Origin of the sequence: Enterobacter cloacae complex sp. ESBL7 (genome assembly GCF_041679625.1) — a bacterium.
In the GTDB taxonomy this organism is placed as follows: domain Bacteria; phylum Pseudomonadota; class Gammaproteobacteria; order Enterobacterales; family Enterobacteriaceae; genus Enterobacter; species Enterobacter asburiae_B.
In genome coordinates this window covers 658,257-680,027 of record NZ_JBGORN010000002.1, presented here as the reverse complement: position 1 = coordinate 680,027, position 21,771 = coordinate 658,257, and the positions used below count along the sequence as shown (strand labels likewise).

Genomic DNA, 21,771 nt, shown 5'->3' with positions numbered 1-21,771 from the left:
GGTTTTAAGGCCTTTAGCCAGTTCAGCCGCAAGGGCTTTGAGTTTCTTTTCGTCCATAATTGCCTGTCTCCGTTGTTGGAGTGAACATATCAAAATCAGGCAATTACACAATTTTAATTACAGGCTCTTTTGTATCCGTATACCAGAGTTCCCCTTCACAGTCCCAACCCTTCAACTCCAGATACCGATGATCATCAAATCGGTAAACCACCTGTGTTGGCGGTTCTGAAGCCTTACAAGCCGCCGCAAATAAAACAGCGGTAGTAATAATCCCTACACATAATCCTTTCATGAGTTATTTCCCCACGTCCATGTCACAACGCATATGGTCCCAGCCGGTATAACCCTTCACGCCTGGAACCTTGTCGGGCTGATCCTGCCAGTTGGACTGAAGTTCCTGAACTGTTCCTTTAAGCCCTTGCTTAGTCATATAAACCATTCCCCAAGCCCACCCACCAGAACCGGGCTTAATATCTCCTTTTGTTCCATCGCCAAGTTTATATTGAATCCCCGCCCCCCCCGGCAATAAACGAGGGTCATCGAACGGCTTTGACGACATATACAACCTGTGTTTCGTCTGTAAAAATCCCTGATCGTTGACGACTGAGAAGGAAAGAACGTCCTCATAAGGCGCGTAATCATCGCCATTTGGTTCATTAGGTCCAGGAGCAAACCGCACAGAATTCCAGGTTTGTCCATAATCCTTAGACACAATAAAACCACCCGCCCCCCAGCCAGTGATTGCGATATATCGCTCCGATGGATGGATAAATTTACGGGTAAATAATCTGTAATATTGGCTAACAGGCTCAGTATGGATACCGCGTTTTATATCCGTGTACCAGAGTTCACCTTCACAGTCCCAGCCTTTCAACTCCAGATAACGATGGTCATCAAATCGGTAAATAATTTGCGTTGGCGGTTCTTTGGCCTGACACGCAACTGCCAGCAACATGACGGCACTTGCCAAGTTGGTCCATAATATTTTCATGCCTTATCCTTACCCAACTGGCTGTCAGATTTGGTTTTTGGCATTTCCCATTGCAATAGTTTTATTTCCTCAAAATCTTCCGATCTGACGGTTCCCGACTCAATATCCTTCATATTACGTGCTCGAGGTCTGGTACCAGCATAATCATTCTCCACACCATAGTCCCCTTTAGGCAGCACTTTATCAGGCTTGTTCATAAACCATTTAGTCTGCGGTTCATCCAACTTGCCAGTCCGATAATATTCTTTAGCAGCAGGAAAACCATTCTGCGGATCACGCCAGTCGGCACGATGCAACAGGCTTTCCCAGAATTTACCGGCTTTGTAGTCAAATAACTTGCACTGGCCGATTGCCAGGTCGAACGCCATCGCGTGCGAAGGCGTGAACTCGCTCATAACAATTGACGAATGCTGGCTGTAGCTTACCGGGTCAGCTTTTTTCCATTCTTTTTCAAGTTCTTCACGGGTTTTCATCCAGGTAATGGACAACACAGGATAATCTTTAGAACCAGTAACTTCCCCGTGAATAACGGTATGCTCCCGGTCATGGCTTTCCACCTTCAGCTCATCTGGTGTTAAAACATGCCCAGGCTTCCAGCTAATACGCTGATAACTGTTAAGCATATACATCGCAGAATCCGTGCGTTTGATGGCACTGGCTTTAGCCGAATAGGAGATGTAGGCATCCGGACTCTCCGGGTCGATATAATACGTATACGGCTTGTCACTCGTTTTAGGGTCATTATCCGGATGGTTATCCTGACCCTGTAGTTTGAAAATAAAGGGCTCCGGCAATTCTTCACCGTTTACCACTACGTCATGGGCGCGGTAGCTGGCATTCGGGAGAAACGAATATTTTGCATCCCCCTCTTTTCGCTGTGGCAACTCAAAGGGTTTAGTGTCAGGTACTTTCCCTACTTCGCCGTGCTGATAAAAAACTCGCTGGAAGAGGTTAGGAATGCCATCTGCAATTTTCTGAGGGATCCCACGCCAGCCAAATCCCTGTACATTTTCCAGCGATACAACGCCATCATTTGGACAGAAGTAGTTATACACTTTACCGTTATTGTTACGTCCATAGCGGTCATCAACTCGCAACGGATTATCAGAGGGTTTGCGCAGCGTACAGGAGGCTTCAAGGGCCAGTAATTCGTCTTCAGATAATTTTCCTCCCCCTTTCCACTGCGTATGCATCAGGCTACAGAACTTTTTGAATGTCTTCTGCCTGGCGGCATCCGTCTGTTGGTATCCGAGCTGAATATTTTCAGCCATGCGGGACTCCAGTGAATAAGGGGAATGATTAAGGATGACGCAGTTCACCGGATTCTGCCCCACCTGTTTCACCAACATATTTGCCAGCATGGTGATGATGGTCCCCTGACTGTGCGCCACGATATTAATCACATCATGTTTAGTTGCCTCTTCGGTTCGGATTTGTAAAATTAAATCAGCCAGACGCTGGGCAGCAAAAAACTGATAGATTCGGTGCGGGTTTTCATAAATGGGGTGAGTGTAATCCCCGTCGTTCATATGCAGTGATGCAAATCCCACCGCTGCCACGCCAAAACCTCCCGCTCCTGGCCCCAGCATATCGGGAATGTTGGTAGTCGCATTGGCGAACGTCCCGCCACCTTTTGCAAAATTTGAATCAAGACCATTCTTGAGGTTGTCATTCTGGTACTTAAACGAACCCTTACCGTCATTGCCCAGCGCGGCCTTGTTCGTCTCGTTATCTTCCTGATAGGCGTCATACGGCAGATGGGCACCGGAAGAAAGTTTTCCGACTTCATCCCGGTACCGCTTCTGGTCTGCCCGGTAGTCTTCATGCGTAACAGGCTTATACCCCCAGTAGAACGGGATAACAGGCGAACGACCAGGATGGGTAATGCGGTACTCTCCCCATTCATGCGCGTAAAAGTCCTGACGATTAAGACGTTTACTCAGACCCGCAAGAATGCCTTTTTCCTGATTCTGGTACGCCTCACCCACGTCGTTTACGCCGTGAACCAGGATCACAATCCCCGGCATCGGGCGCGGTACACCTACGCGGCGCGTCTGGGCAACCTCACCCAGACTTTTGTGTACCGGGATATCCCCTTCAGAAATCACCCGTGGCGCGTACGGGCTTTGTTTGGCTTCCGTCATTCCATTAACTCCATTTTGTAGGTGTCCAGGTCATCGGCATCGAGCAAAGATGAGTGGCCGTTGCTGTCCGTCACGCCTTCCACCACTTTCCCGGCCGAGCTGGTCAGCCGGAATTTTTTGTTCGCGAGAATTTGCTCCGGATCGTCTCCGGCGTGCAGCTGGTAGCGGAGTTTAAATGCCCCCTTATTGAACGGCGGGACCGTGACCTGCGCACTTTCCGGGCCGTCGTATTTCAGGTTTGGCGCTTTCAGTTCGATTCCCGTCGGTGAGAAGAGTGTGACCAGACCATTAGGGCTGATACGGATCCCGCCGCCACCGCAGACAAACTGCATCCCCTCTTTAGCGCTGCCGTTCATCTTCCCGGCGGTACTCGCCATCGTGAAATCCTTCTGCGAAAGCAGGTGCATTTCGCCGCGCTGGGCCTGCGTCGTGATGTCACCGGCACCAGCAATCATCTGAATGCCGAGCTTGCGGGCGAACAGCGAGAGTTTTTCCCCCACGGCCAGAGAGAATTTTTTTACCACGTTCACGCTGGCATCACTGCCTGCCGTGGCAATCAGGTCATTCCCGGCTGACAGCTGCAGGCTGTCTGGCGTGACATGCGCCTGTCCTTTTTCGGCATAGGTCAGCAGGCCCGCACCAGTGAGGTTGTTCAGCATCTGGCTCAGCTGGTTTTGCCGATCGGTTTCCACATTCCCGGCCCCGGCCGTCGCCGCTGATTGTTGCAGCGTCATCGCCAGTGACAGCGCTTTTTCCAGTTGTGCAATGGCGGCCGTCATATCCAGCTGTTTGCCTGCCGCGCGCGGCTGGGCCTCTGTCGTGAGTAATACCCCTTTAGCGGCACGCAGCGCCATCCAGTCATCGGTACGGGCCTCCACGCCTTCCCCGCGCTTTTTCCCTTCGGCGTCCACCAGGTGGCCGACGCTGACCTGCCCCTTACCGTGCTCCGTGGAAATTTTGATGTGTTCCTGCCCGCGCCGGTCCTCAAGACGAATCTTGTTCGACGCAGCCGTACGGATCACGTTGCGGGTGTCGTTGCGGTTTGTGACCAAATCCGGATGGCTGCCGTCATGCATGACGTGCGCGATATACGGCCTGTCCGGATCGCCGCCTTCAAAGGCAACAGCCACTTCTGTGCCGTCCAGCAGCGGGAAGTGAAAACCAAACACATCCCCGCCGTACGGTCTGCCCAGACGCATCAGCGCACTTTCAAAGCCGTCACGTTTTTCATCGAGATCAAAATCAAACTTCACGCGGTAGCGGCCCTGCGCATCGACTCCGGCATATGTGGGATCGCGAGTAATAGCCGCCACACGGCCGGGCACAGTACCGGCTATCACCGGACGCGGAAGAGAGTCCGGACGGTAGCTGTAGCCGTTCAGATAAGGGATACCCTTCAGGATGGCGCGGTAGTGCTCTGCGCGACTGCCGGATAGCGTCATGGTGGTCACAAGAAATCCGGGCTTAAACCCGGCAGGAATATCCCCTGTCGGATGAAACATCACGCCCGGCAGCAGTTCCGGATCGCTGGTTGTCACCCCCAGTACGCTCTGTTTGTTCAGCAGGCGTTCATAACGCAGGCGTGCGTAGAACGAGGCTGTTTCTGCCTCCTGACCGTAAAAGTCACCTGCAGCCAGAAAGTGATCGGCGTAGTGGTACTGTTTTCCGCTGGTTATCCCGTCAGGAATGTCGTTTCCGGTAATGGTTTTATCCGCCTGTGGGGAAAACGGATCGCGGTAGTTATAGGTACGGACCCGTACATTTTCGGGGATGAGCTGGTACTGCTCTTCGAGTTCGGTTACGTACTCTTCATGACTGGTCATTCCAGAATGGCGGACGTATGGCAGCTGCTTATTACTGAAAACATAGCGGCGACCACTGTCACCGAAAATCACTACCGTTTCACCTTGTACTTTGTCGTGATTTTCAAAGCGGAACCAGATCCCGACTTCGGCCAGCAGGCGGCGGATAAACTGGAGATCGGTTTCCTTCCACTGGATAATCATTTCGCGGCTGGGGTAGTTGTGGCTCAGTTGGTCAAAATCGATGTTGTAACCCTGAAAATGCCCGCTCTCCTTCATCAGCTTCGTGACGAGCTCAGGCACTGTCATGTCCATGTACACGGCCGAACGGTAGTTCTGATCCAGCAGCGCCAGTTCATGCTCCAGCACGCACTCATACAGGGCTTCATCAGCGGACGACTTCAGACGGGAAAATGACGTGATCACGCCATTAATCTGGCGCACCGGCAACCAGGATTCCTGATTGTGCCAGGTCGATTTCGCTTTCGGGTCAGGCGCGCGCAGAATAAATTCAGCCATCTGGTTCAGAACGTCTTTGACTGCAACGTTCGGATTTGGACTGGTGAAGCGAATGGTATAACGGTAGGGCTTACTGAGTTCTTCTTCCCCGCAAAACGAATGAACATCCGGTGAAACGGTTTTACTTCGTGGGAAATACAGTAAATAACGATTCAGGGTATCCTGTTGTTGAACCGTGTCTGATTGTCCTGCCATCGTCAAATATCCTTTTGATCAATCGATAAGATTAATCAAAATATACGCCTGGAGACCACTCATTAAAACATTATTTCGCAAAAAGGGATAAGGGATTTAATTTATTCAACGCACAAATAAACACAAAATAAACATTCATGAATTAAATGAAAAGATAAAATAAATACCAGAAAGAAATATGACAATATCAGAATACAAATAAGCACCTCAAGGCGTATAGATCAATGATATTCGGTGAGCAACGATAACATTGAGCTTATTCACGTCTGATACGCCTGGCCATATAAGGGGCCTCGACGGCCCCTTATCTCGGTCACAGGTTAAAAACGTATTATTTTCTACTGGTCTTAAGGTGAACGAACCAAAGCCACAAAAATGTATCAGTGCAAACAGCAGCTCTTAAACTTCTTCCCGCTGCCGCAAGGACACGGATCGTTACGCCCGACCTTCGTGCCGTTCACCGTCGGCTTCTTCACTTCCGGCTGCTGCGGGTTGTTTACCCAGTATTGATATAGACGCAGTGCCGCAGGCTGGATGCTTTCGATGCTGGCGATATACTCCTCTTCGGACAGTTCATCCAGCTTTTCGCTGTTCTCTTCCGTCCCGTGCAGGGCAATCACGTCAAGATCGGCCTTCAGGGCTTCCGGCAGGGCTGACCAGTCCGTCAGCGCCACGCCGCGCATATAGCCATAGCACCACTCTTCCACCACGGTATAGCTCTCACCGTCGATGTCGTTATAACCGAACATCGGTTCAAACTGATCCGGGTACTCGCTCAGGCGCTCTGCAATATCGTTCATATGCTTAAAGCAGAGATCGATAAAACGGTTCATCTCACGATCGTTTTTCCAGCGCGGAATGTACTTCTCGCCACCCCACACCGCCACCAGCCAGGCATCTGGCTCAACGACAACAGGACCGGAAAGCACTGCGGTAAGCATGCCGTCCAGTTCGGACACGTCAATCACGGACGCGTCATCATGACCGTAAGACATTAACGTCTCTTCAAGCCACGCCATTTCGCTTTCATTCAATGGGCCTTCAGTCATCGCTGACACTCCTGCAAAAGGAAACGATCCTAACACATAACTCACGCCTCTCCGGGCTGAAGTTTAGGTCTTTATTGCTGCAAAAACGTGCAAATCGTGACCTTTGCACAACTTATGGGCTTTGTTGTTAATGATATGTGATCTCCGCTGTAATTTCTTCTCCTCCCGCAAGGCGGCATAACGCGGCGCTCTATACTCAAACATGTCGCAAGCTCGTCAATGGGTTAACCATTCTGGCAACGTTTTTGCTTAACGTTCTTCGCGCGCCTCTGCGCAGGGAAATCTCGCCGTAATATGCAGGATGCCGTCTGTATCTTGTTCGTTTAGTGCATTTTGTTCTTGCTCGTGTTTCGGATTGGCTGCGCCGTCGGGCGTTCGGGTTTACGCCGTGGTGCAAAAACCTCTTTGCTAAGGAACATAATAATGTCGCTGAAATTAATCAGAACTCCTCTTTCTCTTGTGTTGGCCGGTTGCCTGGTGACGGCGTTTTCCGCCCGGGCAGATATTGTGATTGGCGTGGCCGGGCCGTTCACGGGTCCGAATGCCACCTATGGCGATCAGTACTGGCACGGCGCAACGCAGGCCGCTGAAGACATTAATGCCGCAGGCGGCATTAACGGCGAGAAGATCAAACTGGTTCAGGGGGATGATGCCTGCGAGCCTAAGCAGGCCGTGGCCGTCGCCAACCGTTTAGTTGACCAGGATAAAGTCAACGCCGTGGTCGGCCATTTCTGCTCCTCTTCCACAATGCCCGCCTCCGAGGTGTATAGCGACGCGGGCATTATTGCGATTACCCCCGGCTCAACTAACCCGCTGATCACCGAACGCGGCATGAGCGATATGTTCCGCATGTGCGGACGCGATGACCAGCAGGGGCAGGTTGCCAGCGACTTCATCATCGACAAGCTGAAAGCCAAACGCGTGGTAATTATTCACGATAAAGACACCTATGGTCAGGGTCTGGCTGACGCCACCAAAGCGGCGCTGGCGAAACGCGGGGTTCAGGATGTGATGTATGAGGGGTTATCTCGCGGTGAGAAAGACTTTAACGCGTTGGTGACCAAGATCGGCGCGCAAAAACCGGACGTCGTGTTCTTCGGTGGCTGTCACCCGGAAGCCGGTCCGCTGGTTCGCCAGATGCGTGAACAGGGCGTGCAGGCGAAATTCTTCTCCGGCGACTGCATTGTCAACGAAGAGATGGTGACCGCCGCGGGGGGCCCGCAATACACCAACGGCATTTACATGACCTTCGGTAAAGATCCGCGCCTTATCCCGGACGGTAAAGCGGTTATCGAGAAATTCCGCGCCGGTAAATTCGAGCCGGAAGGTTACACCCTTTACTCCTATGCCTCCGTACAGGCCATTGCCGCAGCCTTCAAGGCCACCGGCGGCAAGGACTCCGCCAAAGCCAGCGAGTGGCTGAAAGCCAATTCCGTCGACACGGTGATGGGCAAAAAAGCGTGGGACAGCAAGGGCGATCTGAAAGTGTCTGACTACGTGGTTTACCAGTGGGACGACAAAGGCAAATATAAGGAAGTGCAGTAACGGGACGGAGTCACGCTCAACGTCGGCGGGCCTGCCCGTCGGCGCGTAATAAACATCAGGCTGCGCGCATCGCGCAGCCTATAAAACGAGCGCGCTAAGATGAGTACATTCTTCCTGCAACAGTTAATCAATGGCTTAACGCTGGGCTCCGTCTACGGTTTAATCGCCATCGGCTACACCATGGTGTACGGCATTATCGGGATGATCAATTTCGCCCACGGCGAAGTGTATATGATTTCCGCCTATCTCTGCGCCATCGGCCTGGCGCTGCTCTCGTTCTTCGGTCTGCAGTCGTTCCCGCTGCTGATCCTCGGGACGCTGGTGTTCACCATCGTGGTAACCGGGGTGTACGGCTGGACCATCGAGCGTATCGCCTACAAGCCGCTGCGCAACTCCACGCGCCTGGCGCCGCTGATCTCCGCCATCGGGATGTCGCTTATCCTGCAAAACTACGCGCAGCTGAGCCAGGGTCCGCGCCAGCAAGGGGTGCCGACCATGCTGGACGGCGTGATTCGCCTGCATCTGGGCGACGGCTTCGTGCAGATAACCTACACCAAAGTGTTTATTCTGATTGCTTCTTTTGCCGGCATGCTGGTGCTCACCTGGATTATCAACCATACCCGGCTGGGCCGGATGTGCCGCGCGGTACAGCAGGATCGTAAGATGGCCTCCATTCTGGGCATTAACACCGACCGGATTATTTCGCTGGTCTTTGTCATCGGCGCGGCGATGGCCGGTCTGGCGGGGTGTTGATCACCATGAATTACGGCACCTTTGATTTCTACGTCGGGTTCGTGATCGGCATTAAAGCCTTTACCGCGGCGGTACTCGGCGGCATCGGCTCCCTCCCTGGCGCGATGCTCGGTGGCCTTATCCTGGGCGTGGCGGAAGCCCAGTTCTCGGGCATGGTGAACTCGGACTATAAAGATGTCTTTTCGTTCGGCCTGCTGGTCATGATCTTGATTTTCCGTCCCCAGGGGCTGCTTGGGCGCCCGATTGTGGCCAAAGTGTGAGGGAGAGAATGATGACATCACACGGTTTTTCACTTAAACGCTGCATTCTGGACGCGATTTTTTCCGGACTGATTGCGCTGGTTATTTTCGGCCCCATTGCGGGCGTGGTGCTGGACGGTTACAGCTTTAACTTCGCCGGGCAGCGGCTGGCCTGGATGGTCGGCATCGTCATGCTCGGGCGTTTTCTGCTGAGCGCCTTTTTAGGTACCGCCGCGGGCGCCCGTTTCCAGGCACGCTTCGAAGCCGATAGCGCGGGCGTATATGTCCGGCCACCGGAATACAAAAGCCGCATGCGCTGGATTATTCCTCTGGTAATTGCTCTTGCGATTTGCTTTCCGTTTGTCGCCACGAAATATGTGCTGACCGTCGCCATTCTCGGGCTGATCTACGTGCTTCTCGGTCTGGGGCTGAACATCGTCGTGGGTCTGGCCGGCCTGCTGGATCTGGGATATGTCGCGTTCTACGCAATTGGGGCGTACGGTCTGGCGCTGGGATACCAGTATCTCGGCTTAGGTTTCTGGAGCATGCTGCCGCTGGCGGCAATCATGGCCGCCGCCGCAGGCGCCCTGCTCGGTTTCCCGGTACTGCGCATGCACGGTGACTATCTGGCCATCGTCACACTCGGGTTCGGGGAGATCATTCGCCTGATACTGAACAACTGGCTGACCTTCACCGGCGGACCAAACGGCGTGTCGGCCCCTCCCCCCACCTTTTTCGGTCTGGAATTTGGGCGACGCGCGAAAGAAGGCGGCGTGCCCTTCCACGAGTTTTTCCACCTGACCTATAACCCGAACATGAAGTTTATTTTTATCTACGCGGTGCTGTTCCTGGTGGTGATGCTGGTGCTCTACATCAAGCACCGCCTGACGCGGATGCCGATTGGTCGGGCGTGGGAAGCACTGCGTGAAGACGAAATTGCCTGCCGCTCGATGGGGTTAAATCATGTTCTGGTTAAGCTGTCGGCCTTTACGCTGGGCGCATCGACCGCAGGGATTGCCGGGGTGTTCTTCGCCACCTATCAGGGGTTCGTGAACCCGACCTCCTTCACGTTCTTTGAATCTGCACTGATCCTCGCCATCGTGGTGCTGGGCGGTATGGGCTCGACGCTTGGCGTAGTGCTGGCCGCTTTTGTGCTCACCGTAACACCGGAACTGCTGCGCAGTTTTGCCGAGTACCGCGTCCTGCTGTTTGGCATGCTCATGGTGGTGATGATGATCTGGCGTCCGCGCGGTTTGATCCGCATTAACCGCAGCGGGTTCGCCGTGCGTAAGGGTGTCGCACCATGAACGGAACGATATTACGCGTTGAACATCTGATGATGCACTTCGGCGGAATTAAGGCGCTAAACGACGTCAACCTGGACGTACAGCGTGGCTCAATTACCGCCCTTATTGGGCCAAACGGGGCGGGGAAAACAACCGTGTTTAACTGTCTGACGGGCTTCTACAGGGCCTCCGGCGGCAACATTTTATTTAATACCCGCCATAAAACAACCAACGTTATTCAGGTGCTCGGACAAAAATTCCAGCCGGGTGACTGGATTAACCCCGCGCAGTTCGGGCAGCGTCTGTTCTACAAAATGTTTGGCGGAACGCATCTGGTCAACCGCGCAGGGCTGGCCCGCACGTTTCAAAATATCCGTCTTTTTCGCGAGATGTCTGTCGTGGAAAACCTGCTGGTTGCGCAGCATATGCGCGTTAACCGCAATCTGCTCGCCGGGATCTTAAATACGCCGGCATACCGGCGGGCGGAAAGCGACGCCCTGGACAGGGCCTTCTACTGGCTGGAAGTGGTGGATCTGGTGGAGTGCGCCAATCGTCTGGCGGGAGAGATGTCGTACGGCCAGCAGCGGCGTCTGGAAATTGCGCGAGCAATGTGCACCGGCCCGGAAATGATCTGTCTGGATGAACCCGCCGCCGGGCTTAACCCGGTTGAAACGCATAAGCTCAGCAGCATTATTCGTTTTCTGCGGGATCATCATGACATCACGGTATTACTGATTGAGCATGATATGGGGATGGTGATGGAGATTTCGGACGACATTATCGTGCTCGACCACGGGGATGTTATTGCCAGGGGAAAACCCGAGCAGATCCAGCATGATGAAAAGGTCATTGCCGCCTACCTGGGTACGGATGAAAGCGAGGTCAACCTATGAGCGAACCGCTGCTGGCATTTCGCGAGGTGGATGTGTTTTATGGCGCCATTCAGGCGCTTAAACAGGTTTCCCTCGAAGTCAATAAAGGTGAAACCGTGGCGCTGATTGGCGCAAACGGCGCGGGTAAATCGACATTGCTGATGTCCATCTTCGGTCAGCCCCGCATTCGCAGCGGACAGATCCTTTTCGGCGGCGAAGATATCAGCCATAAATCCACCCACTACGTCGCGTCCGGCGGCATTGCGCAGGCGCCGGAAGGCAGACGAATCTTCCCGGATATGACCGTTGAAGAGAACCTGCTGATGGGGACCATCCCCATCGGCAGCCAGTTTGCCGCTGAGGATATGCAAACCATGTTCGACCTGTTCCCGCGCCTCAAGGAGCGACGCAAGCAGCGCGCGATGACCATGTCCGGCGGGGAACAGCAGATGCTGGCGATCGCCCGGGCGCTGATGAGCCGTCCGAAGCTGCTGCTGCTGGATGAACCGAGCCTCGGTCTGGCGCCGATTGTGGTGAAACAGATCTTCCAGACGCTGCGCGAGCTGGCCCGCAACGGCATGACTATCTTTCTGGTGGAGCAGAATGCGCATCACGCGCTGAAGCTTTCCGACCGCGGGTATGTGATGGTTAACGGGCAGATCCGGCTGAGCGGCAGCGGCGAGGAGCTGCTGGGAAATCAGGAGGTGAGGAAGGCGTATTTGGGCGGGGTTTGACTGGCTGATATCAGGCACAAAAAAACCACCTTTCGGTGGTTTCACGACACTGCTTATTGCTTTGATTATTCTTTGTTTATCATGGAACCCGGATGGGACTTGCACCCATATAGCGCGAACGATGAGGATTGTGAATAACGCGTTTTATCACAAAGTTAAGCTATAAGGACTCATTATTGCTGCGTACAGGTAAAACCGCCGTTTATAGTCGGATTACAATTAGTTTCCAGGGTAGGTTTAGGTTGAATACTTTGATTATATGCAGCGCTAGCTGCATTCAGGTTAGCCGCCTTTTGTTGCCATCCTGCTGCCGTACTTTGTGCAATAGCCGCACAATCTGCCGCACTGACCGTAGAAGTGCCCGCCTGTATTCTGGCTTGCATCATTTGAGCCGCTTCCGACCCGCTGGTGAACGTGTCACCGCTCATAGCCTGACATAATTCATAGTCAGAGGCGTTAGGATTATTAGCACATCCCGTCATCACTACTGATAAAAAAGCAGCTATCATTATTTTTTTCATTTTTAATTATCCAATTCTTTTAAAATCTAGAGTCTTTCCCGACAGGGATACGGCTTCTTGTTATTGTAAAATATACATTTTGTTAACTGAGATAGGTGTGTTTCTGGTAAAGACATTCCTTGCCAGGACTTAACCCCGTGAACATAAGACTGACGGTTTGATCCGACAATATAGCGAATCGCCACCAGCAATTATCAAATTAAACGTCTTCTCGCTACGGCTAAGATACATCACTATTATTTTTTTGCGCGAATTAATTAATATTAGAAATGCATTAACTTAAATCAGTTTGATTTGCATCAATTTATGCGAACCGTGTTTCATTCGAAACTTGAAGATACTCGACTAAAACACAACAGTCTTTAAACATGACTATCTATTTAATAAAAAAGGAAAAATGGTTGATGTAGAGTGTACGGGACAGGATTGTCCTTTTCCTGTGGCGAGTCAAGCTGACGAAAAAAGTGAACAGAAATTACAGGCACAAAAAAACCACCTTTCGGTGGTTTCACGACACTGCTTATTGCTTTGATTATTCTTTGTTTCCCATGGTACCCGGAGTGGGACTTGAACCCACACAGCGCGAACGCCGAGGGATTTTAAATCCCTTGTGTCTACCGATTCCACCATCCGGGCTCGGGAAGAAAGTGGAGGCGCGTTCCGGAGTCGAACCGGACTAGACGGATTTGCAATCCGCTACATAACCGCTTTGCTAACGCGCCGTAAAACTTTTCAAACTGACACCCGCTACTGCGCATGTCTTTAATCTGGAGCGGGAAACGAGACTCGAACTCGCGACCCCGACCTTGGCAAGGTCGTGCTCTACCAACTGAGCTATTCCCGCATGTCATCAAGTAAACTTCTAACCACTTGATTTCATTATCGTCCGGCTTGCTGTGCCGCCGTTCGATGCGTTGCATTCTACTGATATGACGTTATGAGTCAACGTTATTTTTTGCATCCCCGGATCGTTTGCTGAAAATTACGGCGAAACGATCACTGATCAAGCAAATCCCCGCGCGCAGCGTTCAAATATTGCAGCATGGACCACAGCGTCAGCACTGCCGCTACCCACAGCAGACCAATTCCCGCCCACTCAACCCAGGCGTTCGGACGCCAGAGCATCCAGACCAGCGCCGCCATCTGCGCCGTCGTTTTGACTTTACCAATCCACGAGACCGCCACGCTGCTGCGTTTCCCCAGTTCCGCCATCCATTCGCGCAGTGCAGAGATAATGATCTCGCGACCGATCATAGTGGCCGCAGGCAGCGTTACCCACCAGGTATGATAGTGCTCGGCTACCAGCACCATGGCGATAGCGACCATCACTTTGTCTGCCACCGGATCGAGGAAGGCACCGAAACGGGTGCTTTGATTCCAGCGGCGCGCCAGATAGCCATCAAACCAGTCGGTGACCGCTGCGATAAGGAAGATCAATGCGCAGGCGAAAGGTGCCCAGACGACCGGCAGGTAAAATGCCAGTACAAAGAACGGGATGAGTACGACACGGAAGAGAGTGAGCAACGTAGGGATATTAAATTGCATAATGACGGTAACTGTTTGTTGTCAGTAAAATTTAGCTCTATGTTGCTACAGAGCCCTCAATGTTTCAACGAGTAGTAGATCTTTTCTGCCAGCCCTTGCGAAATACCCGGCACTTTTGCAATTTCCTCCATGCTGGCGTTGAGTAATCCTTGCAATCCGCCCATATATTTCAGCAGCATCTGGCGACGTTTTGGCCCCACGCCTTCGATCGTTTCCAGGCTACTGGTGTTTTTCACCTTCGCCCGTTTTTTGCGGTGACCGCTGATGGCATGATCGTGTGATTCATCGCGAATATGCTGGATGACGTGCAGCGCCGGGGAGTCCGGCGGAAGGCTGAAGCCCTCGCCTTCCGGCTCGAAGAACAATGTCTCCAGACCGGCCTTACGATCGGCCCCTTTTGCGACGCCCAGCAGCAGCGGATGGTTTTTATCCCAGCTGACATCAAGCGATTCAAATACCGCTTTCGCCTGGCCGAGCTGCCCTTTCCCGCCATCAATCAGGATCACATCCGGAATTTTGCTCTCCTCTATGGCTTTACCATAGCGACGACGCAGCACCTGATTCATGGCCGCATAGTCATCGCCCGGCGTGATCCCGGTGATGTTGTAGCGGCGATACTCGGCGCGCAGTGGGCCATTCGCATCAAACACCACGCAGGAGGCCACCGTCTGTTCTCCCATTGTGTGACTGATGTCGAAACACTCCATCCGTTTCACTTCCGGAAGCTTCAGCAGCGTCGCCAGGGCCGTTAAGCGCTGGTTCACCGTCGACTGCTGCGACAGCTTCGTGGTGAGTGCCGTCGCCGCGTTGGTTCGCGCCAGCTTCAGATAACGCGCGCGATCGCCGCGCGGTTTGGTTTGTACATTCACCCGACGGCCCGCCAGTTCAGAGAGCGAATCGGCCAGCAGGGTTTTATCGTCAAGATTAAAATCGAGCAGGATCTCAGAAGGCAGCGTGCGCATCTGGCTCCCCTGCAGGTAGAACTGGCCGACAAAGGTTTCCACCACTTCACCCAGTTCAGTACCGCCGGGCACTTTCGGGAAATAGCTGCGGCTGCCGAGCACTTTGCCCTGGCGAATAAACAGCACGTGCACGCATGCCATCCCGGCGTCAAAGGCTACGCCGATGACGTCGAGATCGTCACCGGTATTCGAGACAAACTGTTTCTCAGTGACTCTGCGCACCGCCTGGATTTGGTCGCGGATACGCGCGGCCTCTTCGAACTCGAGTGCGGCGCTGGCTTTTTCCATCCGCGCGATCAGCTGCGTTAAGACCTGATCGTCTTTTCCGGCTAAGAACAGGCGCACATAATCCACCTGCTGGGCATACTCTTCTTCACTTACCAGCCCTTCCACGCAAGGCCCCAGGCAGCGTCCAATCTGGTACTGCAGGCACGGGCGCGAGCGGTTACGGTAAACGCTGTTTTCACACTGGCGGATAGGGAAGATTTTTTGCAGCAGCGCCAGCGTTTCACGCACGGCATAGCCGTTAGGGAACGGCCCGAAGTATTCTCCCTTAACGTGTTTTGCACCGCGGTGCATGGCGAGGCGCGGATGAGTGTCGCCGCTCAGAAAAATAAACGGATAGGATTTATCATCACGCAACAGGACGTTATAGCGCGGCTGGTAGAGCTTAATATAGTTGTGCTCAAGCAGCAGCGCTTCTGTCTCGGTGTGCGTGACGGTGACATCAATATTCTGAATGAGTGAGACCAGCGCTTCGGTCTTACGGGAGGCCAGGTTACTGCGAAAATAGCTGGAGAGGCGTTTTTTAAGATCTTTTGCCTTCCCCACGTAGATAACCGTACCGCCAGCGTCATACATGCGATAGACGCCAGGCTGGCTGGTTACGGTTTTCAGAAATGCTTTTGAATCGAACACATCACTCACTGACTTAACAACGTCTCCGCATTACACAAACCGTGCCGGATGGCCAGGTGCGTCAGTTCAACGTCGCCATGAATGTTCAGTTTACTGAACATCCGGTAACGATAGCTGTTCACCGTTTTCGGGCTGAGATTCAGCTGCTCCGAGATCTCATTCACCTTCTGACCTTTGGTGATCATCAGCATAATCTGCAATTCACGCTCGGACAAACTGGCAAACGGTGATTCGGTTTTTTCGGGCTCAATCTGACTCAGCGCCATCTGCTGAGCAATGTCGGAAGCAATGTAGCGCTGTCCGGCAAACACGGAACGGATTGCATTGACGACTTCCTGCGGCGCAGCACCTTTACTCAGGTAGCCCGCTGCACCCGCCTGCATCACTTTCGCGGGCAGTGGGTTTTCGGTATGCACGGTCAGCATGATGACTTTTGTATCAACAAAGGTACGCGCGATTTTGCGTGTTGCTTCAAGACCACCGATACCGGGCATGTTCATATCCATCAGTACCACATCGGCCGAGTTTGTGCGGCACCATTTTACCGCATCTTCGCCGCAGCACGCCTCACCGGCAACCTTAATACCTTTAATATCTTCAAGAATGCGTCGTATCCCTGCGCGCACCAGTTCGTGGTCATCAACAAGAAGGACGTTGATCAAAGGAAATGTCTCCAGAATAGGGATAACGCTACTGAGTGATAATTTGGTTTATATTAACGGTTTTCCTCGCAAGATTAAAACGTTAAAAAACCGGCTATTCGATTTTGCTCTCGTTTTTGGAAATTAGGCTGTACAGTCCGTGGAAAGAGAGACCATGCATTCCGCGCTTTTGCAGCTTTTTTTAAGCATCTGTATTCAAAAAGTTACAAAAAATTTGCAGGCTTTTCCTGCAAAAAAACAGTTCTCAAATTTTTGTAACAATAATTAACGGCAAGCGAACCGGGCATAAACAATTAATAGCCTTTCACGGCGGTTTAGTTTACCGGTGCGTTCTGTTTACGCAATTAAACATCCACGTAAAAGTACGAAAAACAACCGCTGCATTTTTTGCTGCAGCTTGTGGTATACTCCGCCGCCTTGACTTTCGTCGTCGCGCTTTAGCGCCGTTAAATAATGAGGAAAATAAATGAGCACACCTGAATTTGCCACTGCGGAGAATAACCAGGAACTGGCACAGGAAGTAAACTGCCTGAAAGCACTGCTGACGCTGATGCTGCAGGCGATGGGCCAGGCGGATGCCGGTCGTGTGATCATTAAAATGGAAAAACAAATCGCGGAGATGGAAGACCAGGCTGAATCTGCGGTATTTGCTAACACCGTTAAGCAAATCAAACAAGCCTACCGCCAGTAACAAAAAACGGCTGGATGCAGTGCATTCAGCCGTTTGTTCGTCTGTCACGCAGAACGTATTATCCTGTCAGATCAGTCCCGTTGCCGCCGCGTAGCACGCAATCTGGGTTTTGTTGGGCGCGTTGAATTTCTTCTGCATATTTTTCTGATGGAAGTTAACGGTATTCTCAGAGATAGAGAGAATGATCGCTATTTCCGCTGACGTCTTCCCTTCCGCAGTCCATTTCAGAATTTCGCGCTCGCGTTTGCTGAATTTCATTTCGGGTGGCATAACCATCCCATCTTCAAAACGCATCAGAGAAGTTAAGGCCATTTGCACCAGCATTTGCAGCCGCAGTTCTATTTCCTCACGGGCAAACGGCCCTTCCTGTACACTAGTACGAGAAACAGACAGGAAGCCAAGCGCATGATTAGGCAGCATCAGGCACTGCGTTATTCCCGCGCGTAAACCGTGGTCCTGGGCGCTATGCCATAATTCCTGCGCCTCGGCAAATAATGCGTCTGTCCAGGGCAAATGACCCTGGATGAAATTTTCCGCTTTTAAAACAGGATCGATAGCGAAATAGTTCGCGGATTGATATTGCGCCATCCACGGCTTTGGATAAGTGGTCTGCAAAGAGATTTTAGGGCGCGTAAAGGGCACGGGATGTCGCACACAGAGCGCGTAATAATCGAATTCCAGCGCCTGAGTTTGCCGCTCTAGCTCTCGATATACCTCATCGGTATTCGCCAATTCCTGAAACCGGAGGGAGCAATCCCGTCGCCAGGTGAAAAAGTCTGAATCCTTCATACTTACTAAATGAAGCCTCTGAAAAGATAATCATTATTATGGTGAATATAACCTAACACATAAAACTTTTTTCTAACTACAAAATATCGGCATTAGCACAATTAACTTTACTATTGATAAGGTTTATCCGGGCCGGATGGAATAAAAAAACAAACGACTGCCCCCGAAGGGAGAATAATTTGCTCCAGCCTAAATTTCTGGAGCAAATTAGTGCAAAAATGCTACTGCATCAGGAATTTTTCAAGGAACTGACGGGTTCGCGGCTGCTGAGGATTAGCGAACAGTCTTTTCGCCGGCCCCTGCTCCACAATCCGCCCCTGATCCATGAAGATGGCTCTGTCAGCCACATCGCGTGCAAAGCTCATTTCATGCGTCACGATCACCATCGTCCGTTTTTCCTGCGCCAGCTGGCGAATGGTGTTCAGCACCTCACCCACCAGTTCCGGATCGAGCGCAGAGGTCGGTTCATCAAAAAGGATCACGTCAGGGCGCATAGCCAGCGCTCGCGCTATCGCCACGCGCTGCTGTTGCCCGCCAGACAGACGTCGCGGATAGCTGGTCTCTTTCCCGGCCAGCCCGACTTTAGCGAGCAGTTCGCGCGCGCGCGCCGTCGCGTCCTCTTTCGATTCACCTTTTACAATGACCGGTCCTTCAATAATGTTCTCCAGCACCGTACGGTGCGGGAAGAGATTAAAGCTCTGGAAAACGAAGCCGACATGCTGGCGCAGGCGGCGAATTAACCCTTTCTGCTGGCTAATGGATTTCCCAGTATCAATTGTTATCTCCCCTACCCGAATAGTGCCGCCTTCCGGCTGTTCAAGCAGGTTAATACTGCGCAGCAGCGTCGTTTTTCCCGAACCGCTTGGTCCGATAATCGCCACCACTTCACCCTGCTCTACTTCAAGATCGATTCCGTGGAGCACCGTTTGACCGTGGAATTTTTTCACCAGGTTTTTGACGTCGATAGCACTCATTTTGGATCACGCTCCTGGCGGTTAAGCTGGTTTTCGAAGTAGTTTTGCAGAGCAGACAGCACCGTCGCCATCACCCAGTAAATCAGCGAGGCGGCCAGATACATGGTAAAGACTTCAAGCGTGCGCGAAGTAATGAGCTGCGCCTGACGGAACAGTTCCGGTACCTGAATCGTTGCCGCCAGGGACGTATCTTTCACCAGGCTAATGAAGCTGTTGCTGAGCGGTGGAAGCGCCACGCGCGCAGCCTGCGGCAGAATGGCCCGACGCAGCGTCTGCCATGGCGTCATCCCGATACTGGCCGCCGCCTCCCACTGCCCTTTGTCAATGGAGGAGATCGCCGCTCGCAGGGTTTCTGACGTGTACGCCGCGGTATTGAGCGACAGACCAATCATCGCTGCGGGGATCGGATCCAGCTCGATACCAAACTGCGGCAAGCCGTAGTAGATCATAAAGAGCTGGGCGATAAGCGGCGTGCCGCGAAATACGGAGATATAAAAGCGCGCCAGCCAGCGTACCGGCAGGATGGGTGACATGCGCATTAATGCCAGCACAAATCCCAGCACCAGCCCGAAGAACATCCCGCCGATACTGAGCTGTAACGTAAATACCGCACCTTTTAGCAGATACGGCAGAGAATCAATAACCAGTTGAATACTTTCTTGCATTATTATTTTTCGACCTGATTTTTAGACGTGAGGATGGTAGGCAAACAGCGCAGGCGCCCCGCCGGTATGGACAAATAAAATCGGCCCTTCATCCTTAAAGCGTTTCTGCGCAATGCCGTCAATCAGTCCGGCCATCGCTTTGCCGGTATAGACCGGATCGAGCAGTATCCCCTCGAGGCGCGCCAGCAGCTTCACCGCTTCCATGCCCTCTTCGTTAGGCGTGCCGTAACCCGGCGCAAAATAGTCGTCCCAGAGCAGAATATCGGCCTTTGCCTTCAGCTCCAGCTGCGCGGCTACCGCCTGTTGTAAAGTGACCACTTTCGGCTTCTGATCCGCGACGCTGCGGGACACCGTCACGCCAATCAGCTCGACGTCCGGCAGCAATTGTTCCAGCCCCACCGCCAGCCCGGCATGCGTGCCCGCACTGCCGGACGCAACAACCACGGAGGAGAGGCTTACCGCGCCTTCGCACTGCTGCGCGATTTCCAGCGCACTCTCCACATACCCCAGCGCGCCCAGCGCGTTCGAACCGCCGACGGGGACAACGTAGGGGCGGAACCCCTGCGCTTCCAGACGCGTCGCCAGCTCGTCGAGCTGGGCGGTCGGGTCGGTCAACGCCTCCACCATTTCGACCTGCACGTTAAACAGATCCAGCAGCAGGCGGTTACCGTTGGTCAGATAGTTTTCTGCCCGCGTGCCAATCGGGTTTTCCAGCAATGCCACGCAGTGGAGCCCGAGCTTTGCCGCCACTGCCGCCGTCTGACGAACGTGGTTGGACTGGATAGCACCGGCAGTAATGAGCGTATCCGCGCCTTCGCGCAGTGCATCAGCCGCCAGAAACTCCAGCTTGCGCAGCTTATTGCCCCCCATCGCCATCGGCGTCACGTCGTCACGCTTGATAAAAATATCGCGCCCTAAATAATCAGAAAATCGCGGCAGGTACTCCAGCGGCGTCGGCGCGCCGATGAACTCCAGGCGGGGAAAGCGCGTTAAATTCTGTAGTGACATGGGTTCTCCGGTAACTCTGACAAAATGTGATATTTTTCATTATGCACGCAGACGCGAAAGAAATAAAAAAGGCGCTTTTAAAAGCGCCTTTTTTTACGTCAAAGACTTATTTGGTGACGTCTGCACCGAACCACTTCTCGGAGAGCGCCTTCAGGCTGCCGTCTTTTTGCATGTCAGCAATCGCGGAATCAATCGCTTTGACCAGGTCTTCGTTACCTTTACGAACGGCAACGCCTGATTCCTGACGAGAGAACGCATCACCCGCTACCGCCAGGGTATTGTTGGTTTTCTTCACCAGATCCAGCGCTGCCAGGCGGTCAACCAGAATGGCGTCGATACGGCCCACGCGCAGATCCTGGTATTTCGTCGGGTCATCATCATAGGTGCGGATATCCACGCCCTGCACGTTCTGGCGCAGCCACTCTTCGTAGTTGGTACCCAGACCGACACCGACTTTCTTCCCTTTCAGGTCCGCGGCAGTTTTAATTCCGCCTTCGTTGCCTTTCTTCACCAGCGCCTGAATACCGGACACGGTGTACGGCGTAGAGAAGTCATATTTCTTCTTACGCTCGTCAGAAATGGTCACCTGATTAATCACCACATCAATACGTTTGGAGTCCAGCGACGCCAGCATACCGTCCCATTTGGTCGGTTTCAGTGACGCTTTAACGCCGAGGTGCTTCGCCAGCTCTTCAGCAAACTCCACTTCAAAACCGGTCAGCTTACCGTCATCGCCCTGGAAGCTGAACGGAGGATAGGTTCCTTCCAGCCCGACCAGCAGCGTACCGCGCTCTTTTACTTTATTCAGCAGGTTTTCTGCGGCGAACGTTTTCACGCTCATACCCGCAACCAGCGCAACGGCCATAACACCCATCAGCGCCTGACGACCCAGAAGTGCAAATTTCAT

Annotated in this window: 19 protein-coding genes, 3 tRNA genes and 1 pseudogene; 6 read left to right on the top strand and 17 right to left on the bottom strand. The window is 52.8% G+C overall.

Annotated elements, in window-relative coordinates; all coding sequences use genetic code 11:
- Nucleotides 1-103: 103 nt before the first annotated feature.
- The 5 genes from ACERY3_RS13330 to ACERY3_RS13310 form a co-directional block, all read right to left on the bottom strand.
- The gene (locus ACERY3_RS13330) at nt 104-292 is read right to left on the bottom strand and encodes a hypothetical protein (RefSeq protein WP_373225837.1); all 189 of its coding nucleotides are present in this window, start codon (nt 290-292) and stop codon (nt 104-106) included.
- 3 nt (nt 293-295) lie between these two features.
- Nucleotides 296-991, bottom strand: a complete 696-nt coding sequence (locus tag ACERY3_RS13325; RefSeq protein WP_262770463.1) for a hypothetical protein — start codon at nt 989-991, stop codon at nt 296-298.
- Complete coding sequence (locus ACERY3_RS13320; RefSeq protein WP_373225836.1) at nt 988-3,135, bottom strand: DUF3274 domain-containing protein; 2,148 nt, start codon at nt 3,133-3,135, stop codon at nt 988-990. Before ACERY3_RS13320 ends, ACERY3_RS13325 begins: the two co-directional genes overlap by 4 nt.
- Entirely contained in the window at nt 3,132-5,651 is a 2,520-nt protein-coding gene (locus tag ACERY3_RS13315; protein ID WP_373225835.1) for a type VI secretion system Vgr family protein, read from the bottom strand. Before ACERY3_RS13315 ends, ACERY3_RS13320 begins: the two co-directional genes overlap by 4 nt.
- 380 nt (nt 5,652-6,031) lie before the next feature.
- The gene (locus tag ACERY3_RS13310; protein ID WP_373225834.1) at nt 6,032-6,700 is read right to left on the bottom strand and encodes a YecA family protein; all 669 of its coding nucleotides are present in this window, start codon (nt 6,698-6,700) and stop codon (nt 6,032-6,034) included.
- A 423-nt stretch (nt 6,701-7,123) separates the two neighbouring features.
- Here ACERY3_RS13310 and ACERY3_RS13305 point away from each other — a divergent pair, with 423 nt between their 5' ends.
- The 5 genes and pseudogenes from ACERY3_RS13305 to ACERY3_RS13285 all read left to right on the top strand — a co-directional run bounded on the left by ACERY3_RS13305 (nt 7,124) and on the right by ACERY3_RS13285 (nt 12,129).
- Entirely contained in the window at nt 7,124-8,245 is a 1,122-nt protein-coding gene (locus ACERY3_RS13305) for a branched-chain amino acid ABC transporter substrate-binding protein (RefSeq protein ID WP_033145885.1), read from the top strand.
- Nucleotides 8,246-8,344: 99 nt separating this feature from the next.
- Nucleotides 8,345-9,258 (top strand): annotated as a pseudogene (locus tag ACERY3_RS13300) (branched-chain amino acid ABC transporter permease LivH).
- Between the two features lie 11 nt (nt 9,259-9,269).
- A complete protein-coding gene (gene livM / locus ACERY3_RS13295) occupies nt 9,270-10,544 on the top strand; it encodes a high-affinity branched-chain amino acid ABC transporter permease LivM (RefSeq protein ID WP_069303023.1) in 1,275 nt (424 codons plus the stop codon).
- Nucleotides 10,541-11,416, top strand: a complete 876-nt coding sequence (locus ACERY3_RS13290) for an ATP-binding cassette domain-containing protein (RefSeq protein WP_039263773.1) — start codon at nt 10,541-10,543, stop codon at nt 11,414-11,416. The genes livM and ACERY3_RS13290 overlap by 4 nt, the downstream gene beginning before the upstream one ends.
- Nucleotides 11,413-12,129 carry an ABC transporter ATP-binding protein gene (locus ACERY3_RS13285; RefSeq protein ID WP_094935629.1) on the top strand — a complete coding sequence of 239 codons (717 nt, stop codon included), beginning with the start codon at nt 11,413-11,415 and terminating at the stop codon, nt 12,127-12,129. The genes ACERY3_RS13290 and ACERY3_RS13285 overlap by 4 nt, the downstream gene beginning before the upstream one ends.
- A 173-nt stretch (nt 12,130-12,302) precedes the next feature.
- On the opposite strand, the gene ACERY3_RS13280 is transcribed toward ACERY3_RS13285, so the two are convergent.
- The 7 genes from ACERY3_RS13280 to uvrY form a co-directional block, all read right to left on the bottom strand.
- Complete coding sequence (locus tag ACERY3_RS13280; protein WP_126327672.1) at nt 12,303-12,650, bottom strand: hypothetical protein; 348 nt, start codon at nt 12,648-12,650, stop codon at nt 12,303-12,305.
- A gap of 549 nt (nt 12,651-13,199) precedes the next feature.
- Nucleotides 13,200-13,286: transfer RNA gene (locus ACERY3_RS13275), tRNA-Leu, on the bottom strand.
- A 12-nt stretch (nt 13,287-13,298) separates the two neighbouring features.
- Nucleotides 13,299-13,372, bottom strand: a tRNA-Cys gene (locus ACERY3_RS13270).
- A 46-nt stretch (nt 13,373-13,418) separates the two neighbouring features.
- Nucleotides 13,419-13,494 (bottom strand) — tRNA-Gly (locus ACERY3_RS13265).
- A gap of 152 nt (nt 13,495-13,646) precedes the next feature.
- Complete coding sequence (gene pgsA / locus ACERY3_RS13260) at nt 13,647-14,195, bottom strand: CDP-diacylglycerol--glycerol-3-phosphate 3-phosphatidyltransferase (RefSeq protein ID WP_028019572.1); 549 nt, start codon at nt 14,193-14,195, stop codon at nt 13,647-13,649.
- 56 nt (nt 14,196-14,251) lie between these two features.
- Nucleotides 14,252-16,084: an excinuclease ABC subunit UvrC gene (gene uvrC, locus ACERY3_RS13255; protein WP_262770459.1), complete on the bottom strand. Its 1,833-nt coding sequence runs from the start codon at nt 16,082-16,084 to the stop codon at nt 14,252-14,254.
- Nucleotides 16,081-16,737 (bottom strand): UvrY/SirA/GacA family response regulator transcription factor, encoded by a 657-nt coding sequence (gene uvrY / locus ACERY3_RS13250; protein WP_013096026.1) that lies wholly within the window; start codon nt 16,735-16,737, stop codon nt 16,081-16,083. Before uvrY ends, uvrC begins: the two co-directional genes overlap by 4 nt.
- A 466-nt stretch (nt 16,738-17,203) precedes the next feature.
- Between uvrY and ACERY3_RS13245 the strand changes: the two genes are divergently transcribed.
- Complete coding sequence (locus ACERY3_RS13245) at nt 17,204-17,428, top strand: DUF2594 family protein (protein ID WP_008500345.1); 225 nt, start codon at nt 17,204-17,206, stop codon at nt 17,426-17,428.
- Between the two features lie 66 nt (nt 17,429-17,494).
- On the opposite strand, the gene sdiA is transcribed toward ACERY3_RS13245, so the two are convergent.
- The 5 genes from sdiA to tcyJ all read right to left on the bottom strand — a co-directional run bounded on the left by sdiA (nt 17,495) and on the right by tcyJ (nt 21,771).
- Complete coding sequence (gene sdiA, locus ACERY3_RS13240; RefSeq protein WP_373225833.1) at nt 17,495-18,217, bottom strand: transcriptional regulator SdiA; 723 nt, start codon at nt 18,215-18,217, stop codon at nt 17,495-17,497.
- Nucleotides 18,218-18,438: 221 nt separating this feature from the next.
- Nucleotides 18,439-19,191, bottom strand: a complete 753-nt coding sequence (gene tcyN / locus ACERY3_RS13235) for an L-cystine ABC transporter ATP-binding protein TcyN (RefSeq protein ID WP_182383772.1) — start codon at nt 19,189-19,191, stop codon at nt 18,439-18,441.
- Nucleotides 19,188-19,856: a cystine ABC transporter permease gene (gene tcyL, locus ACERY3_RS13230; RefSeq protein ID WP_014884380.1), complete on the bottom strand. Its 669-nt coding sequence runs from the start codon at nt 19,854-19,856 to the stop codon at nt 19,188-19,190. The genes tcyN and tcyL overlap by 4 nt, the downstream gene beginning before the upstream one ends.
- 21 nt (nt 19,857-19,877) lie before the next feature.
- Nucleotides 19,878-20,864, bottom strand: coding sequence for a D-cysteine desulfhydrase (dcyD, locus tag ACERY3_RS13225; protein ID WP_112778414.1), 987 nt, complete (start codon nt 20,862-20,864; stop codon nt 19,878-19,880).
- Nucleotides 20,865-20,970: 106 nt separating this feature from the next.
- Nucleotides 20,971-21,771: a cystine ABC transporter substrate-binding protein gene (tcyJ, locus tag ACERY3_RS13220; protein WP_023336163.1), complete on the bottom strand. Its 801-nt coding sequence runs from the start codon at nt 21,769-21,771 to the stop codon at nt 20,971-20,973.

What these genes read in the sequence shown, in the direction of transcription:
- ACERY3_RS13330 (WP_373225837.1), bottom strand. Translation starts at nt 292, where the DNA reads ATGAAAGGATTATGTGTAGGGATTATTACTACCGCTGTTTTATTTGCG.
- tcyJ (WP_023336163.1), bottom strand. Translation starts at nt 21,771, where the DNA reads ATGAAATTTGCACTTCTGGGTCGTCAGGCGCTGATGGGTGTTATGGCC.
- ACERY3_RS13290 (WP_039263773.1), top strand. Translation starts at nt 10,541, where the DNA reads ATGAACGGAACGATATTACGCGTTGAACATCTGATGATGCACTTCGGC.
- ACERY3_RS13285 (WP_094935629.1), top strand. Translation starts at nt 11,413, where the DNA reads ATGAGCGAACCGCTGCTGGCATTTCGCGAGGTGGATGTGTTTTATGGC.
- ACERY3_RS13280 (WP_126327672.1), bottom strand. Translation starts at nt 12,650, where the DNA reads ATGAAAAAAATAATGATAGCTGCTTTTTTATCAGTAGTGATGACGGGA.
- dcyD (WP_112778414.1), bottom strand. Translation starts at nt 20,864, where the DNA reads ATGTCACTACAGAATTTAACGCGCTTTCCCCGCCTGGAGTTCATCGGC.
- pgsA (WP_028019572.1), bottom strand. Translation starts at nt 14,195, where the DNA reads ATGCAATTTAATATCCCTACGTTGCTCACTCTCTTCCGTGTCGTACTC.
- tcyN (WP_182383772.1), bottom strand. Translation starts at nt 19,191, where the DNA reads ATGAGTGCTATCGACGTCAAAAACCTGGTGAAAAAATTCCACGGTCAA.
- ACERY3_RS13320 (WP_373225836.1), bottom strand. Translation starts at nt 3,135, where the DNA reads ATGACGGAAGCCAAACAAAGCCCGTACGCGCCACGGGTGATTTCTGAA.
- ACERY3_RS13315 (WP_373225835.1), bottom strand. Translation starts at nt 5,651, where the DNA reads ATGGCAGGACAATCAGACACGGTTCAACAACAGGATACCCTGAATCGT.
- tcyL (WP_014884380.1), bottom strand. Translation starts at nt 19,856, where the DNA reads ATGCAAGAAAGTATTCAACTGGTTATTGATTCTCTGCCGTATCTGCTA.
- ACERY3_RS13325 (WP_262770463.1), bottom strand. Translation starts at nt 991, where the DNA reads ATGAAAATATTATGGACCAACTTGGCAAGTGCCGTCATGTTGCTGGCA.
- ACERY3_RS13245 (WP_008500345.1), top strand. Translation starts at nt 17,204, where the DNA reads ATGAGCACACCTGAATTTGCCACTGCGGAGAATAACCAGGAACTGGCA.
- livM (WP_069303023.1), top strand. Translation starts at nt 9,270, where the DNA reads ATGACATCACACGGTTTTTCACTTAAACGCTGCATTCTGGACGCGATT.
- sdiA (WP_373225833.1), bottom strand. Translation starts at nt 18,217, where the DNA reads ATGAAGGATTCAGACTTTTTCACCTGGCGACGGGATTGCTCCCTCCGG.
- ACERY3_RS13305 (WP_033145885.1), top strand. Translation starts at nt 7,124, where the DNA reads ATGTCGCTGAAATTAATCAGAACTCCTCTTTCTCTTGTGTTGGCCGGT.
- ACERY3_RS13310 (WP_373225834.1), bottom strand. Translation starts at nt 6,700, where the DNA reads ATGACTGAAGGCCCATTGAATGAAAGCGAAATGGCGTGGCTTGAAGAG.